General features: G+C 32.7%; 13 protein-coding genes and 1 tRNA gene. 11 read left to right on the forward strand and 3 right to left on the reverse strand.

All coding sequences use genetic code 11. From position 1 onward, the window contains the following. Positions 1-79 precede the first annotated feature (79 nt). Positions 80-1,216: an acyl-CoA dehydrogenase family protein gene (locus tag O9267_RS09540; protein WP_298178619.1), complete on the reverse strand. Its 1,137-nt coding sequence runs from the start codon at positions 1,214-1,216 to the stop codon at positions 80-82. 105 nt (positions 1,217-1,321) lie between these two features. Between O9267_RS09540 and O9267_RS09545 the strand changes: the two genes are divergently transcribed. The 6 genes from O9267_RS09545 to O9267_RS09570 all read left to right on the forward strand — a co-directional run bounded on the left by O9267_RS09545 (position 1,322) and on the right by O9267_RS09570 (position 6,354). Then, a complete protein-coding gene (locus O9267_RS09545; RefSeq protein WP_298178621.1) occupies positions 1,322-2,389 on the forward strand; it encodes an anhydro-N-acetylmuramic acid kinase in 1,068 nt (355 codons plus the stop codon). Next, the gene (locus O9267_RS09550) at positions 2,386-2,763 is read left to right on the forward strand and encodes a DUF2809 domain-containing protein (RefSeq protein WP_298178623.1); all 378 of its coding nucleotides are present in this window, start codon (positions 2,386-2,388) and stop codon (positions 2,761-2,763) included. The genes O9267_RS09545 and O9267_RS09550 overlap by 4 nt, the downstream gene beginning before the upstream one ends. A gap of 65 nt (positions 2,764-2,828) precedes the next feature. Further along, complete coding sequence (locus tag O9267_RS09555) at positions 2,829-4,055, forward strand: Glu/Leu/Phe/Val dehydrogenase dimerization domain-containing protein (RefSeq protein ID WP_298178625.1); 1,227 nt, start codon at positions 2,829-2,831, stop codon at positions 4,053-4,055. A gap of 46 nt (positions 4,056-4,101) precedes the next feature. Then, entirely contained in the window at positions 4,102-4,986 is an 885-nt protein-coding gene (locus O9267_RS09560; protein WP_298178628.1) for an energy transducer TonB, read from the forward strand. A 14-nt stretch (positions 4,987-5,000) separates the two neighbouring features. Further along, positions 5,001-6,221 (forward strand): folylpolyglutamate synthase/dihydrofolate synthase family protein, encoded by a 1,221-nt coding sequence (locus O9267_RS09565; RefSeq protein ID WP_298178629.1) that lies wholly within the window; start codon positions 5,001-5,003, stop codon positions 6,219-6,221. Positions 6,222-6,279: 58 nt separating this feature from the next. Further along, positions 6,280-6,354 (forward strand) — tRNA-Val (locus tag O9267_RS09570). A 151-nt stretch (positions 6,355-6,505) separates the two neighbouring features. Here the strand turns inward: O9267_RS09570 and murF are convergent. Together murF and gldJ are read right to left on the reverse strand one after the other, a co-directional pair. After that, complete coding sequence (gene murF, locus O9267_RS09575; protein WP_298178633.1) at positions 6,506-7,789, reverse strand: UDP-N-acetylmuramoyl-tripeptide--D-alanyl-D-alanine ligase; 1,284 nt, start codon at positions 7,787-7,789, stop codon at positions 6,506-6,508. 66 nt (positions 7,790-7,855) lie between these two features. Next, entirely contained in the window at positions 7,856-9,529 is a 1,674-nt protein-coding gene (gene gldJ / locus O9267_RS09580) for a gliding motility lipoprotein GldJ (RefSeq protein ID WP_298178636.1), read from the reverse strand. 210 nt (positions 9,530-9,739) lie between these two features. Between gldJ and porU the strand changes: the two genes are divergently transcribed. The 5 genes from porU to O9267_RS09605 all read left to right on the forward strand — a co-directional run. Further along, a complete protein-coding gene (porU, locus tag O9267_RS09585) occupies positions 9,740-13,552 on the forward strand; it encodes a type IX secretion system sortase PorU (protein ID WP_298178639.1) in 3,813 nt (1,270 codons plus the stop codon). 36 nt (positions 13,553-13,588) lie between these two features. Then, entirely contained in the window at positions 13,589-14,800 is a 1,212-nt protein-coding gene (gene porV / locus O9267_RS09590) for a type IX secretion system outer membrane channel protein PorV (protein WP_298178641.1), read from the forward strand. 67 nt (positions 14,801-14,867) lie between these two features. Next, on the forward strand, positions 14,868-15,350 hold the full coding sequence (gene cdd / locus O9267_RS09595) for a cytidine deaminase (RefSeq protein ID WP_298178644.1): 483 nt from the start codon (positions 14,868-14,870) through the stop codon (positions 15,348-15,350). A 173-nt stretch (positions 15,351-15,523) separates the two neighbouring features. Then, entirely contained in the window at positions 15,524-16,522 is a 999-nt protein-coding gene (pdhA, locus tag O9267_RS09600; RefSeq protein ID WP_298178646.1) for a pyruvate dehydrogenase (acetyl-transferring) E1 component subunit alpha, read from the forward strand. A 2-nt stretch (positions 16,523-16,524) separates the two neighbouring features. Continuing rightward, on the forward strand, positions 16,525-17,904 hold a 1,380-nt coding region (locus O9267_RS09605; protein WP_298178648.1), incomplete at its 3' end, for a pyruvate dehydrogenase complex dihydrolipoamide acetyltransferase.

Consider the following 17,904-nt stretch of genomic DNA (forward strand, 5'->3'; position numbering starts at 1 on the left):
ATTTTTTTTCAAATATAAATAAAAAACTCTTTAAGAAATTACCTTAAAGAGTTTTTTGAATTATAATTAACTTTTATTTCTAAATCAATCCTCTAGAAATCACAATACGTTGAATTTCAGAAGTTCCTTCATAAATTTGAGTGATTTTAGAATCACGCATCATTCTTTCAACATGATATTCAGCAACATAACCATTTCCGCCATGAATTTGAACTGCTTCATTAGCTACTTCTAAAGCAATTTCAGACGCATATAATTTTGCCATAGCACCAGAATGCGCAATGTCTTTACCTTCGTCTTTTTCGCAAGCAGCTTTCATTACTAATAATTTGGCAGCAGTAACTTTTACGTACATATCGGCCAATTTAAAAGCAATCGCTTGGTGATTGAAAATTTCTTTTCCAAATGCTTTTCTTTCTTTTGAATATTTCAAAGCAATTTCATAAGCGCCAGTTGCAATTCCTAATGCTTGCGATGCAATTCCGATTCTTCCTCCGTTTAAAACATTCATTGCGAAAGCAAATCCGAAACCGTCTTCACCTATTCTATTTTCTTTTGGAACTTTTACATCGTTGAATAATAACGAATGTGTATCACTTCCGCGAATTCCCATTTTTTTCTCTTTTGGTCCGATATCAAAACCTTCCCAACCTTTTTCTACAATAAAAGCATTGATTCCTTTGTGACCTTTTTCAACATCAGTTTGAGCAATTACTAAATAAGTTGAAGCAGTTGAACCATTTGTAATCCAGTTTTTTGTACCGTTTAACAAATAATAATCTCCTTTATCAATTGCTGTAGTTTTTTGCGATGTAGCATCACTTCCAGCTTCTGGTTCTGACAAACAAAAAGCACCAATAACTTCACCTTTAGCAAGAGGAACTAAATATTTCATTTTTTGTTCTTCGTTGCAATATTTTTCCATTCCGGCACAAACTAATGAGTTATTTACCGACATGATAACAGCTGCCGAAGCGTCCACTTTAGCAATTTCAGTCATTGCCAAAACATAGGAAACGCTATCTAAACCTGAACCACCATATTTTGGATCAACCATCATTCCCATAAACCCTAAATCTGCCATCATTTTGACTTGTTCAGTTGGAAATTTAGAATGTTCGTCTCTTTCAATTACTCCAGGTAGTAGTTCGGCTTGAGCAAAATCTCTTGCAGCTTGCTGAATCATCAAATGCTCTTCGGTAAGATTAAAATCCATATCTTTTTAAGTATAAATGTATATTGTAAAATGTATATTGTATTTTTGAATGCCAAAAGTACATTTTAAAACTTAAAATCTCAAACGATTTCGTAAATTTAGAATATGTTTAAAGAATCTTATAATATTATTGGAGTAATGTCAGGCACCTCTCTTGATGGAATTGATTTAGCACACATTAATTTTACTACAAAAGAAGGCAAATGGAATTACCAAATCCTTGAATCAGAAACCATTTCATATTCTCAAGATTGGTTAAACAAATTGAAAGTAGCCGTAAGTTTTTCTGAAGAAAATTTGATTGATTTAAATGAAGATTATACAGAACTTTTAGGAAAAATTATAAAATCATTTATCGAAAGAAACTCAATTTCAAATATCGATGCCATTTGTTCTCATGGACATACTATCTTACACCAACCTCAAAATGGTTTTACACTTCAAATAGGAAATCTTCCTAAAATAGCAGAAATAATTCAAGAAAAAGTAGTTTGTGATTTCCGAGTTCAAGATGTGAAATTGGGTGGTCAAGGTGCACCATTAGTGCCAATTGGTGATAGAATTTTATTTTCAGAATATGATTATTGTTTAAATTTAGGTGGATTTTCTAATATCTCATTTGAAGAAAATTCAAGGCGAATTGCTTTTGATATTTCACCTGTGAATACGGTTCTAAATTTTTACTCTAATAAATTAGGATTAAATTACGATGATAAAGGAAAAATCACTCGTTCAGGAAATATAAATTCGGATTTGTTGAAAGAATTAAACACTTTAGATTATTATAAAAAATCATTTCCAAAATCACTCGGATTTGAGTTTGTAAAAGAAACTGTATTGCCATTAATTGAAAAATATTCTATTTCAATTGAAGATAAAATGCACACATTTACCGAACATATTGCTTTACAAACTTCATTAGCATTACCAAACAAAACCGGAAAAATTCTGATAACTGGTGGAGGAGCTTACAATGATTTTTTAATTGAACGAATGCAGTTTCACTTGCCAAATATCAAAATCATAATTCCTGACAATAAAACTTTAGAATTTAAAGAAGCGTTGATTTTTGGGCTTTTAGGAGTTTTGAAATTACGAAATGAAATCAATGTTTTGAGTAGTGTTACTGGCGCGAAGATGGATCATAGTTCAGGAAATATTTTCATTCCATGAAGAATTTCAAATACCCAATTTTAGTTTTATTGATAATCATTTTAGGGATTCTTTCTAGAAAAATCTCAATCATTCCACTTTTCGTTGGCGATTTATTATATGCAATGATGATTTATTTCATTGTTAGATTTTTTTTCAATAAAAACAATTTGCTAAAATCTGCCATCATTGCTTTATTAATTTGTTTTAGCATCGAATTTCTTCAACTATATCAAGCCAATTGGATGATTGAAATTAGAAAAACAACTTTCGGACATTATATTTTAGGTCAAGGATTTTTATGGAGTGATTTGGCTGCTTACTTCATTGGAGTTTTAATTTCATATTCGATTGATAAATATTCAAAAAGATTAAGGTTTAAACAAATTTTATAAAAGGAAAATCTCAAATCTTTTTAAAACCTTATATTTGCAACACAAACAGACTACATAAACAAACAATGAAAGATTTACTTAAAAAATTCGAAAATAAACAACCCGAAATAGTATTCAACTGGAAAGATAGCGAAACCGAAGCCGAAGGTTGGACAGTAATCAATTCACTTCGTGGCGGTGCAGCTGGTGGTGGAACTCGCATGAGAAAAGGTTTAGACATGAACGAAGTTTTATCGTTAGCCAAAACAATGGAAGTGAAATTTTCTGTTTCTGGTCCGGCAATTGGTGGAGCAAAATCTGGAATTAATTTTGATCCGAACGATCCTCGCAAAAAAGGCGTTTTACAACGTTGGTACAAAGCAGTTTCGCCTTTGTTGAAAAGTTATTATGGAACTGGTGGTGACTTGAATGTTGACGAAATTCACGAAGTAATTCCATATACTGAAGAATGTGGTGTTTGGCATCCTCAAGAAGGAGTTTTTAACGGACATTTCAAACCAACAGAAGCAGATAAAATCAATAGAATTGGACAATTGCGTCAAGGTGTTATCAAAGTAATTGAAAATCCAAAATTTTCTCCAGACGTATTAAGAAAATATACAGTTGCTGATATGATCACTGGTTATGGCGTTGCTGAGGCAGTTCGTCATTATTATAACACTTATGGTGGCGATTTTAAAGACAAAAAAGCCATTGTTCAAGGATTTGGAAATGTAGGTTCGGCGGCAGCTTTTTACTTAGCTGAAATGGGCGTAAAAGTTATCGGAATTATTGACCGCGATGGTGGAATCATCAACGAAAACGGATTCTCATTTGAAGAAATCAGACGATTATTCTTGAATAAAGATGGTAACAAATTGGTTGCAGAAAATATGATTCCATTTGAAGAAATCAATCAAAAAATATGGACGATTGATGCCGATATTTTTGCTCCTTGCGCGGCTTCAAGATTAGTAACAAAAGACCAATTGGATAATCTAATCCATTCAGGATTGCAAGTGATTTCGTGTGGCGCGAATGTTCCGTTTGCTGATAAAGAAATTTTCTTTGGACCGATTATGGAAGAAACCGATAGTAAAGTAAGTTTGATTCCTGACTTTATTTCAAATTGTGGTATGGCTAGAGTTTTTGCCTATTTTATGGAGAAAAAAGTACAAATGACTGACGAAGCCGTTTTTTACGATATTTCTGAAACAATCAAAAAAGCTATCGAGAAAACACACGATTTAAATAATTCAAAAGTAAACATCAGTGCTACTGCATTTGAAATTGCATTAAAACAGTTGGTATAACAATTATTTTTTAGTATTTTCGTTATACAATAATAACTTTCTATTTATGGCATTTATCGAAACTGAAAATAAAAGGAAATCTCTAGGAATAACAACTGCTATCTTTGCATTGTTATTTTTGGTTTTATTTTATCTAAAATTTTCAAATGTTGTCAATTTGGAAATGTTAGAAGGCGGTGGCGGTGGCGGTGAAGTTGCTGTAAATTTTGGTGATAGCGAAGTTGGATCAGGTGATAATTTCGAATCAATGGAAAAAGTATCTGCTGCTCCTGAAAAAACCGAAGAAACTGTTGCGGATGAAAAAGAAATAATTGTTAGTGATAATGATGATGCACCAGCAATTGTAACTGTAAAGAAACCTGTAGAAAAACCAAAAAAAGTTGTCACAGAAAAACCAGTTGTAAAAGTTGTTCCCAAACCATCAAAATCAACTTCAGATGCTCTTTCTAGTATTATGAATGGTTCGTCAAAATCGGGAGATGGTGACGACAAAACTGCTGGCAACAAAGGAAAAGCTAATGGAGATAAAAATGCAACTGGCTATAATGGCGGTGGTGGTTCAGGCACAGGAAGCGGTGGTGGTAACGGAAGCGGTCAAGGTCTTGGAACTGGAAGCGGATATGGAAACGGAAATGGCGGAGGTAGAGGAAATGGAGTTGGAAATTATCAATTGAGTGGTCGAAAAGCACTTTCTAAACCACAACCTAAATATACTTGTAACGAAGAAGGAACGGTTGCTGTTGAAATTTCTGTAAATAGTTCAGGTGTTGTAACTAATGCAACTGCTGGAGTTAGAGGAACAACAAATTCAGCAAAATGCTTATTAGATCAAGCAAAAATTGCTGCCTTGAGTACTAAATTTGATGCAAGTGCAAGTGCTCCAGAAAAACAAGTTGGAAAAATTCTTTATAGCTTCAAATTAACGGAGTAAACCATCTTTTTAAAATGAATTACCAAGAAACTGTAAACTGGATGTTTGAACAGTTACCAATGTATCAACATCAAGGAGCTTCTGCTTACAAAGAAGATTTATCCAACACTATTTTGCTTGCAAACCATCTTAGCAATCCTGAAAAAAATTTAAAATGTATTCATGTTGCAGGCACCAACGGAAAAGGATCTACATCGCATATGCTTGCTTCCATTTTTCAAGAAGCTGGATATAAAACTGGACTTTATACATCACCACATTTAAAAGATTATCGCGAGAGAATAAAAATTAATGGAAAAGAAATTTCGGAGGATTTTGTTTGTGAATTTGTAACAAAACACAAATCATTTTTTGAAGAAAATTCATTAAGTTTTTTTGAAATGACCGTCGGATTGGCTTTCGATTATTTTCAAAAAGAAAAAGTTGATATTGCCATTATTGAAGTTGGTTTAGGAGGTCGTTTAGACTCAACAAATATAATTTCTCCTTTGTTGTCAGTAATCACAAATATAGGTTTAGACCACACCCTGTTTTTAGGTACAACTTTAGCATCAATTGCAAAAGAAAAAGCGGGAATTATAAAACAAAAAATTCCTGTTGTAATTGGAGAATTCACTAGCGAAACAAAACCTGTTTTTATTACGAAAGCTAAAGAAACTAATTCAAAAATTTATTTTGCATCTGAATTAATCAATAAAGAATATGCTTCAGCACTTCTAGGCGATTACCAATTTCACAACAAAAAAACCGTCTTACAATCAATAAAAATCATTCAAGAAAAATATGATTTTCAAATTTCTGAAATCAATATTGAAAATGGTTTTCTAAAAGTTATCCAAAATACAGGATTACAAGGAAGATGGCAACAATTGAAAAAGAAGCCAAAAGTTATTTGCGACACAGCTCACAACAAACATGGGTTAGAAATAACTTTAAAACAGGTGCAAAAAACAAAATTCAATCTATTACATGTTGTTTTAGGAGTTGTAAATGACAAAAATATGGACGAAATATTGCCTCTATTTCCTAAAAGTGCGATTTATTACTATTGTAAACCAAATATTCCTAGAGGATTAAACGCATCCATTTTACAGCAAGAAGCAAAAAAATACGAGTTGAATGGCGAAATATACAATTCAGTTTCAGATGCTTATAAAGAAGCTTTGAAAAATGCTTCCGAAGATGACTTTATATATATAGGCGGCAGCACTTTTGTTGTTGCAGAAATTTTGTAATTTTTTATAAATAAGTTTGCAAATAAAGAAAAGTAGCTTATATTTGCACTCGCAATAAGGGCGATTAGCTCAGCTGGTTCAGAGCACCTCGTTTACACCGAGGGGGTCGGGGGTTCGAACCCCTCATCGCCCACAAGAAACTTCAACAGAAATGTTGGAGTTTTTTTTTTCAAAAGTTAAAAAACCATTTAGTAAACTAACAATTCAGTAGAATCAAAAAAATCTAATCCATGCTTACTCATAAATAAAAACTCTCCAATTTCTTGAAGAGTTTTTATTTAATTTTAAAGATATTCTAATGTTCTTTCTAAAGCTATTCCTCGTGAACCTTTAATTAAAATGGAATTATTTTTAAGTGGATTCTCTTTCAAAAACATAGCGAAATCATCAAAAGATTTATAAAATTGAAAGTGCAGATGATCTTCTTTATTTGCATAAAAATCGTTTCCAATAAAAACACATTTGATTTCAGATTCTTTTTCTAGCATTTTAACTATTGAGAGATGTTCTTGTATGCTTTCTTTACCTAATTCAAACATATCGCCAATTATAACAACTTTATTTTCTTTATCTAATTGAATAAAATTTTCTAATGCCACCTTCATACTACTAGGATTTGCATTGTAAGCATCAAGAATAATTTCATTAGAATTTTTTTTAATCAATTGAGACCTATTGTTTTCAGGAATATAACTCTCTATCGCTTCTTTTATTTGAATATCAGAAACCCCAAAATGTTTTCCAATTGTGATTGCTACATTTATATTATTAGCGTTGTACAGCCCAATTAAATTTGATTTAATAATAATGTCATTAAACTCAATTATTACAAAAGGATTGGCTTTTACACTCTTTATAAAGATATCAGCTGATAAGTCCTGCTGACTAAATGTTATTCTCTTTAAGGTTTTCGTTCTTTCTTCTTGCAACTTATCATCAATATTTACAAATACTGACTTATCAGCCAACTTTAAATACTGATATAATTCACTTTTACCTTTAATAACCCCTTCAAAACCTCCAAATCCGTCAAGATGAGCTTTACCAAAATTTGTTATATAACCAAAATCTGGCTGAGCTAAATTACTCAAAAACTCTATTTCCTTTTGATGGTTTGCTCCCATTTCAACAATCCCAATTTCTGTTTCAGAATTGAAAGATAAAAGTGTCAAAGGAACTCCAATATGATTATTCAGATTTCCAACAGTAGCTTTACTATTATACTTTTTAGAAAGCACAACACTAATTAACTCTTTGGTTGTAGTTTTTCCATTACTACCTGTCAACCCTATAATTGGTATTTTTAAATAATTTCTATGAAAATTTGCTAAATCTTGCAAAGTTTCCAAACTATTCTTTACAAGGATTGTTCTTTGATCTATATAATATCTATTATCATCAATTATAACATAAGAAGCACCTTTATCTAATGCCTCTTTAGAAAAAGTGTTTGCATCAAACTTATCGCCTTTAATTGCAACAAAAAACGAATTAGGTTCAATCTTTCTTGTATCAATAGACACAGAAGAACAATTTAAAAACAGTTTGTGAATTTCGTTAGTATTCATTTTGAAAAAAACTTATAAAATAAAAGCCCTAAGATAGGGCTTTTATATAGTATTAAATCATTTAAATTAATTTCTTGGTCTTTTCTTTTTATCAGATTTTGGACCAACTCTAGACATTGCACAACGGAAACCAATATAATCTGTTGCCATATCTTGAGGGAAATATCTTCTTTGAGCTGGATCTAACCAATAAGCTCTATCTCTCCAAGATCCGCCTTTATAAACTCTTACGTCATCATTAACTAAAGTAGTTCTTTTGCTAGATCTATCATATTTTCTCACCATGTTACCTAAACTATCAGTTGTTACATTATGTTTAGGAGAATCATACATTATATGTTTGTCTTTAGTTTTAGCATCATCATCTTCAGAAGATCCAAAATCAAAATATCTAGTAGACTGTTTATCACCATCTCTGTAGTTTCTGTTGTCAGACTTATCAAAGTTTTGTCTTAAATAAGTTTCTTTTTCGTCAACAGGAACTCTTGCAATTTCACCAGGGAAAGTTCTTGCAACAATTTTACCATTAGACAGTGTATCATAAGTTTGAGTTTCAGCAGTAACAATTTCTACTTTACCATCATCACCTATTTTGTTTTTCATGTAAACGTTACCTCTGTAGTAGTTGAAATCATTTGCCTCGTCATCAACCATTGGTCTGTAAACGTCAGCAACCCATTCTGCAACATTTCCAGCCATATCATACAACCCAAAATCATTTGGAGGATATGATTTTACAACATTTGTAATATCAGCACCGTCATCGGACCAACCTGCAATTCCACCGTAATCACCTTTAGCTTGTTTGAAATTTGCTAATTGGTCACCTTTGAATTGACGTTTTCCTGAACGAGTATATGAACCAGACCAAGGATATTTCTTTTGACCTTTGTAAATATTATATTCTCTTTGACCAACATCAGCAGCAGCAGCATATTCCCACTCAGATTCTGTTGGAAGTCTGTATTCAGGTAAAATCATACCTGAAGATCTTTTAGCATAAACATTTGTACTATCTTTTGCAGATTTAACCATTCCTCTTTTAAGAACGATTTCTTCGTTTCCACCATAAGTTTTAGTTGGAGCAGCAAGATAAGTTTCAGTACTAAAAGTTGATTCTGCTTTTGTATCAGCAACTTTAGCATCTTTTTTCAAATATTTAGCATCTTCAAGAGTTTTCTCATTTACACGATCCGTTCTCCATTTACTAAATTCAACCGCTTGAATCCAGTTAACACCTACTACAGGATAATTAGCATAGGCTGGATGTCTTAAATAGTTATTGGTCATAGTTTCATTATAACCTAATCTATTTCTCCATACTAATGTATCTGGCGAAGCACCATCGTATATGTTTTTGTAGTTTTCTTGATCTGGAGGAAATACTCTTTTCAACCACTCAAGATACTCTAAGTACATAAGATTTGTAACCTCAGTTTCATCCATGTAAAAAGATTGAACGTGTTGCTGATTTGGAGAGTTATTCCAATCATGCATTACATCGTCTTGAACTTTTCCCATAGTGAAAGTTCCACCTTCAACCATAACTAATCCTGGACCGGTAGCTTGCTTTTTGAAATTTGAAGCATACTGAAAACCTCCTTTTTTGTCATTTATCTTCCATCCTGTGGCACTCGAAGTGTTTTTGGTGTCTTTCCCTTTTCCACAACTAGTCATAAGACCTAACGCTATTACTAATGATAGTAATGACTTGACAATCATAATTTTGTTTACTTTCATACTTTTAGTAGGTAATAAATTTTGGGCGCAAGTTAACAATTAACATTTAATTTGCAACACCTTTTTATAAAAAATTGCATTTAATCGATAAAATAATGCTTACATCGAATATAAGTAACGTAAAAATTGTTCAAATATTATATTATTGAATTAAAAAAATTATTTTTACATGCTAAATACTATTCTTTGAAAAAAATCGTTTCTACTTCGATGAAAAATACTTTTTTACTATTTATTCTATTCCAATTTACTTTTTCTTTTGCTCAAAAGAAAGAGACTGTTATTATTAATTGGAGTAACAAAACCGAGTATATGGTTGGTGAAACCAAAATGGCAATTCCTCAATTTGATGTTAGAAATTTTGTTTTTGATAGCTACACTAAAGAATTATTATTTGCTCTTAAAATTCCTTTAGAAAAACCTGCTGATGAAAATTCGTTACAAATCTCAAATGTTTTTTATGAAATTGTTTCAGAAGCAAGTCTAGGTGATTTACCCATTTCTAAACTTCCTTCGAAACTAGAAGCAAGCATTAGCAGCAATTATGTGAGAAACAAAATAGTTGCAAGATTACAAGTTTCACCTATTATTAAGGAAGGCTCAATATATAAAAGAGTGAAATCTTTTGATTATAGCTTTAGACAAAGTTCAAATTCAACGAGCAGAAGATTTGGTATGAATCCAACAAATTCTGTATTAGAAACAGGAGATTGGTATCGTTTTTATATCCAAAAATCTGGTGTTTACTTAGTCACTAAAAGTTTTTTAAGAAGTTTAGGAATGAATGTTGACAATATTGATCCAAAAAAATTAAAAGTATACGGAAACGGAGGAAGAATGCTACCATTACCAAACAATACCTTCTACCCTGACGATTTAACAGAAAATGCAATACAAGTTATTGGAGAAGAAGATGGTGTATTTAATGATTCTGATGGAATTTTGTTTTATGGAGAAGGGACTGATAATTGGAACTCAGAAAGTGAAACTAATGTAAATCTATATTCTGACAACTCCTATTATTATATAACAACAGATGGAGCGGATGGAAAAAGAATCCCAGAGGCTTCTCAACCAATAGAAAATAGCAACCTAACTATAACTGATTTTGACAATACTTTATTTCACGAGATTGATGAAGTTAATATTGCTAAAGTTGGAAGAACTTGGTTTGGAGAAGACTTTGACACAAAAAATGTTCAAGATTTTAATTTTTCTTTACCCAATATTGTTCCCTCATCAACAATTAGTTTAACAACTCTTTTTGCAGTAAAGTCAACAAGTAGTTGTTCTTTTAAATTTGAAGCAAACAACCAAACTCTTTTTACAAAATCATTCTTAGCTGGAGACGGTAAGTTACCCAGCCCTTCTTTTCATTCTGAAACAATTCCTTCTACAGAAAGTTTAAATATCAAATTGACTTTTAATAACAATGGTGTTCCAACAGCAAACGGTTATTTAAATTATATCAATTTAAAATTTAAAAGTCAACTAAAAGGATATGGAAAACAATTTAGATTTCAAAATAATGCAACTTCCAATAATTTTGTAAAAGAATATCAAATTTCTAATGCAAACGGAATCGCACAAGTTTGGGATATCACAGACATATATAATGTATCCAAATACACCAATAATGCACAATCCGCTTTTTCATTTAAATCAAATGCAACAGATGTCAGGAAATTTATTGCAGTTGTCGGAAATGATTTATACTCACCACTAAAGGAAAGTCAGCCTAAAGTTTCTAATCAAAATCTGAAAGGAACCATTTTCAAAAATGCTCAAGGCAACCTTCAAGATATTGATTATTTAATCATTACACCTTCTATCTTTTACAATCAAGCTGAAAAATTAGCAAATTTTCACCGAAATTATTCACTTTTAAATGTAAAAGTAGTAACCGTTGAAAGTATCTATCCCGAATTTTCATCTGGAAAACAAGATGTTACTGCAATTCGTAACTTTATAAGATACGTCTACAACAATGCTTCAACAGTAGATAAAGCGGTAAGGTATGTAAACCTATTTGGAGATGCATCTTATGATTTTAAAAACAAAACAGCAAACAACACCAATTTTGTTCCTATTTACCATGCGAAAAACTTTACTTCTATAAGTGAATCTTCTTTTGCTACTGATGATTTTTATGGCATAATGAATGTAAATGGTGGAAACCTTGATATTAGAAATGATGATTTAGATATTGCTGTTGGCAGAATGATAGCCAACTCTGCACAACAAGCAGATGAATTAGTAAATAAAGTTTTAGAGTATCATGACTTTAAATCTTATGGAAACTGGAGAAATAATTTTGTAGTTATTGCTGATGATGCTGACATACCTGGCGATTTTGGAGACAAAACATTGCAAGTAGAGCAAAACCAATTAGCCGATGTTATTATATCTGAAAAACCATTTATGAATGTAAAAAAAATACTCCTTGACTCCTATGCTCAAGAAACTTCTGCCGGAGGTGAAAGATACCCGCAAGCAAGAAAAGACATCTATAATGCTTTTGAAAATGGAGCGTTGGTTTTTAATTATCTTGGACATGGTGGTGAAGACGGTTTATCTCAGGAGAGAATATGGGAAAAAGCAGACGGCCAAAATTTAAGCAACCGTTTTAAATACCCATTATTCATAACGATAACCTGTGACTTTTCAAGATTTGATAATCCCTCAAGACCAACAGGTGGTGAATACACTTATTGGAATCCAAAAGGAGGAGCAATAGCAATGCTAACAACCGTTAGAGAAATTGGCAAAACTACTGGTGAAGATTTCAACAAAGACATAAGCAAATACGTTTTTGCTTACGACACCAATGATTATGTTTCTGTTGCTGAAGCATTACGATTGGCAAAAAATGACTATAGTGGTGGAGTGAAAATTGTAGCATGTCTTGGCGATCCAGCTTTAATGCTTGCTATGCCTAAACCTCAGATTAAATTAACTAAGGTTAACGACGTTCCTGTCACGCAAACAATTGACGATTTCAAAGCACTCTCATATATGAAAATTAATGGTGAAGTTGCCGATCAAAACGGCACTCTTTTATCTACATACAACGGAGAAGTCGCCATTCAAATTTATGACAAAGAAATTGTAAGAACGACCTTAAACAATGATTCCAATGATTCATCATTAAATTTCAATGTATTAGGTGAAACAATTTTTAGAGGAAATGCAACAGTTGTAAATGGAAATTTTGAGTTTGGATTTGTTGTTCCTAGAGATATTACAATAGCTGTAGGAAATGGCAAAATGAGTTTTTATGCAAAAAGGAATAACATTTTACTAGACAAAACAGGTTATGACACCACCATAAAAGTTGGCGGTGTAAATTTAAACGCTCCTGCTGATAATACAGCTCCAACAGTAAAATTATACATGAATGACAAAACATTTATTTCTGGAGGAATCACCAATGAATCACCAATCTTTTTAGCTTTTCTTGAAGACGAAAACGGAATTAATACAGCAAGTGGAATAGGTCACGACATCATTGCGATTTTAGATGGTGACGAAACAAATCCAATTAAGTTAAATGATTATTACGAAACTGAATTAGATAATTACAAGTCAGGAAAATTAAAATATCCTTTTCGAAATCTTGCATTAGGCTTACATACAATCACTTTCAAAGCTTGGGATGTTTATAATAATCCAATTTCTGCAGAAATTCAATTTATTGTTGTTGGTGACAATTCAGTAACACTTACTAATGTTTTGAATTATCCAAATCCTTTCGTAAACTACACACAATTTTGGTTTACACACAACAAACCCTTCGAACCTCTAGATGTTCAAGTCCAAGTTATGACTATAACTGGAAAAGTTATTTGGACCAAAAATCAAGTTGTTACAACTGATGGTTTCTTGTCTAAAGAAATTTCATGGGACGGAAAGGACGACTTTGGTGACAAGATTGGCAAAGGTGTTTACATCTACAAACTGACTGTCAAATCAACTATTTCAAATTCTAAAACAGAAAAATTTGAGAAACTTGTAATCCTTTAATAAAATACTATATTTGTAATCATTTAAAAATATAAAATGAAGAAGATTTTAATACTATTCGTTAGCTCGTTATTTACACAACAAATTATAGCTCAAGAAACTCCCACAAGGGTTATCACCACTGGAGTTCCTTTTTTATTAATTGCTGCAGATGCTCGTTCTGCTGGTTTGGGCGACCAAGGTGTAGCTACTTCTACAGATGCGTTTTCACAACAATACAATCCAGCTAAATATGCGTTTTCGCTAGATAAACAAGGATTTTCAATAAGTTATACACCTTATTTATCTGAATTGGTTAATGATATTTCATTAGGTCAAGTAAATTATTTTAATAGATTAAACGAACAAAGCGCTTTTTCAGCTAGTATACGTTACTTTAGCTTAGGTGAAATTCAATTAACTGACGATATTGGCACAGCATTAACGGTTGTTAAACCAGGCGAATTTGCAATTGACGGTGCTTATGCTTTAAAATTAAGTGAAAGGTTTTCAATGTCTGTTGGAGGTCGTTTTATTAGTTCTAATTTAAGATTAGCATCTGCTGGACAAAGTAACGCTGCTGCCAATTCATTTGCCGTAGATGTAGCTGGCTTTTATCAATCAGAAGAAATTGCCTATAACGATTTTAATGGACGTTGGAGAGCTGGATTTAATTTTCAGAATTTAGGACCAAAAATTAGCTATGATGAAGAACAAAGTGATTTAAACGCAAACTTCTTACCGTCCTTGTTAAGATTGGGTGCTGGCTTTGATTTTATTTTAGATGATTATAATAAAGTATCATTAAATACAGAGGTAACTAAGTTATTAGTACCAACTCCACAAATCGCTCAACCAGCTTTTGATGAAAATGGAGATGGCGATTTTGATGATCCAAATGATATAACACAAAGTGAACAAAATTCTATAACAAGAGAAAATTACAACACTATTGGTTGGTCATCAGGGATTTTCAAATCATTTAATGATGCTCCTGATGGTTTCTCTGAAGAACTAAAAGAGATTACTTACTCAGTTGGAACTGAATATTTGTATCAAGATTCTTTTGCAATGCGACTTGGTTATTTCCATGAAAGTCCAGTTAAAGGAGCAAGACAATTCTTTTCTCTAGGAGCAGGTTTCAAATACAGCGCAATAAAAGTAGATGTTTCCTATTTATTCTCAGCTTCTAAAGTTAAAAACCCATTAGAAAATACGCTTCGATTCTCATTGAGCTTTGCTTTTGGAGACAAATATGATGAATATTAAAAAATAATAAATTAAATAACAATCCAAATTTCTAATTGAAGTTTGGATTTTTTTTCCTCTATATATAATGAAAGAAATAAACATTAACACCACAATTTCAATTTTCAACGGGATCAATGAATTGTCTAGCGAGATTCAAACATTAATGAATCAAGCCATAGAAACTAGAAAAAATGCTTACGCACCTTATTCTAAATTTAGAGTTGGAGCAGCAATATTGTTAGATAATGGTAAAATAGTTTTAGGTTCAAATCAAGAAAATGCGGCATATCCTTCTGGTTTATGTGCCGAACGAGTAGCGATTTTTCAAGCTGGAGCAATTTATCCAAATGCTAAAATTGTAAAATTAGCAATTACTGCAGCATCGGATACTAATCCTACCTTATCACCGATTCCACCATGTGGCGCATGTCGACAATCAATTGCTGAATATGAATTTAAACAAGACACTCCAATTGAAATCTATTTTATGGGTGAATCTGGCGAAGTTTATAAGTCAAATTCTATAAATAATTTATTGCCGCTTTCGTTTGACAAAACATCCTTGTAAGCTATAACGATATAGTTGATATTTAAGAATAAACAGTTATTAAAAAATGCTATTTTAATTCTGAATTATTTTTACTTCTACTATCAATATCTTACTTTTGCAATTCGCAAATTTGATAATTCGCAATTTGTGATACGATTACAATACATTTAATCAACGTAATTCATTAAAAAATGAAACCAATTACAAAGGAAACTTACCTTCAATGGTACGAAGAAATGCAGTTTTGGAGAAAATTTGAAGACAAATTAGCCGCTGTATATATTCAACAAAAAGTTAGAGGATTTTTACATTTATATAATGGTCAGGAAGCAGTTCTAGCTGGAGCAATCCATGCAATGGACTTATCTAAAGACAAAATGATTACAGCTTATCGTAATCACGTTCAGCCAATAGCAATGGGTGTTGATCCTAAAAAAGTAATGGCAGAACTTTACGGAAAAGTAACTGGAACATCAAAAGGAATGGGTGGTTCTATGCACATTTTCTCAAAAGAGCACGGATTTTATGGTGGTCACGGTATTGTGGGTGCTCAAATTCCAGTTGGAGCAGGAATGGCTTTTGCTGATAAATATTTTGAAACAGGCGGTGTTACTTTAACCTATTTTGGTGATGGTGCTGCACGTCAAGGTTCACTTCACGAAGCTTTTAACATGGCTATGAATTGGAAACTTCCAGTTGTGTTTATTTGTGAAAATAATGGATATGCCATGGGAACTTCTGTAGAAAGAACTGCAAATCACACAGATATTTGGAAACTTGGTTTAGGTTATGAAATGCCATGCGGACCAGTTGACGGAATGAATCCTGTAAAAGTTGCTGAAGCAATGCAAGAAGCAATTGACAGAGCTCGTCGTGGTGACGGACCTACATTTTTAGAGATGAAAACCTACCGTTATAGAGGTCACTCTATGTCGGATGCTCAATTATACAGAACAAAAGAAGAGGTTGAAGAATACAAAAAAATCGACCCAATTACTCAAGTTCTTGACATCATAAAGGAGAAAAAATACGCAACGGATGCTGAAATTGAAGCAATGGATCAACGAGTAAAAGACTTAGTTGACGAATGCGAAAAGTTTGCAGAAGAATCTCCTTTCCCAGAAGTTCAACAACTTTACGATGTAGTGTACGAACAAGAAAATTATCCTTTCATTCCTCATAGATTATAATTATGGCAACAGTAATAAACATGCCTCGTTTGAGCGATACTATGACAGAAGGAACTGTTGCAACATGGCTTAAAAAAGTAGGTGATACAATAAAAGAAGGTGATATTTTAGCTGAAATCGAAACCGATAAAGCTACAATGGAATTTGAATCGTTCAATTCAGGTGTTTTACTACACATCGGAATTGAAGCAGGTCAAACTGCTCCAGTTGATTCATTATTAGCAATCATCGGAAAAGAAGGCGAAGATATTAGCTCTTTAATTTCCAATACTTCAAATTCCAAATCCCAAGAAGAAAAAGTTGAAGTTAAAGAAGATGTTGCTCAACCTACAACCCAAAACCTACAACCTACAACCTTACCAGCAGGTGTAAAAGTTATCACAATGCCACGTTTAAGTGACACAATGACAACAGGAACTGTAGCGACTTGGTTGAAAAAAGTTGGCGATACAGTAAAAGAAGGTGACATGCTTGCTGAAATCGAAACCGATAAAGCAACTATGGAATTCGAATCTTTCAATGCAGGAACTTTATTATACATTGGAATTCAAGAAGGAGGATCTGCTCCAGTAGATAGCGTTTTAGCAATCATCGGACCAGCAGGAACTGATATTACAGGAATAGCTGAAAACTATTCAAAAGGTGGTGAAGCACCAGCAGTTGCAAAAACAGAAACTGCTGCTCCAGTTGCTTCATCTCAACCAACTCAAGAAACAACAACTTCAGATAACGGAAGAATATTCGCTTCTCCATTAGCAAAACAAATTGCTAAAGATAAAGGAATCAGTCTTTCTCAAGTAAAAGGTTCAGGTGAAAACGGAAGAATCGTTAAAAGTGATGTAGAAAACTTTACAGCTTCGGCTCCAGTTGTTGCAACACAATCGACTTCTCAAACAGAAGCACAAGCTACTCCAGCAGCAAAACCATTTGTTCCTGCAGGTGAAGTTGTGACTGAAGAAATCAAGAATTCGCAAATGCGTAAAATCATTGCTAAACGTTTAGCTGAATCATTATTCACAGCGCCTCACTACAACTTAACAATTGAAGTAAGTATGGACGAAGCTATGAAATCAAGAGCAATGATTAATTCCGTGCCAGATACCAAAGTATCATTCAACGATATGGTAATCAAAGCTTGCGCAATGGCATTAAAAAAACATCCAAAAATCAATTCGCAATGGAAAGAAGATGCAATTACCATCAATCACCACGTGAATATAGGTGTTGCAGTTGCAGTTGAAGACGGATTAGTAGTTCCTGTTTTACGTTTTACCGATGCAATGAGTTTATCTCAAATCGGAGGAAGTGTAAGAGATTTAGCAGGAAGAGCAAAAACTAAAAAATTACTTCCAAACGAAATGGAAGGAAGCACATTTACAGTT

This window comes from Flavobacterium sp. (assembly GCF_027531705.1).
Taxonomy (GTDB): Bacteria; Bacteroidota; Bacteroidia; order Flavobacteriales; family Flavobacteriaceae; genus Flavobacterium.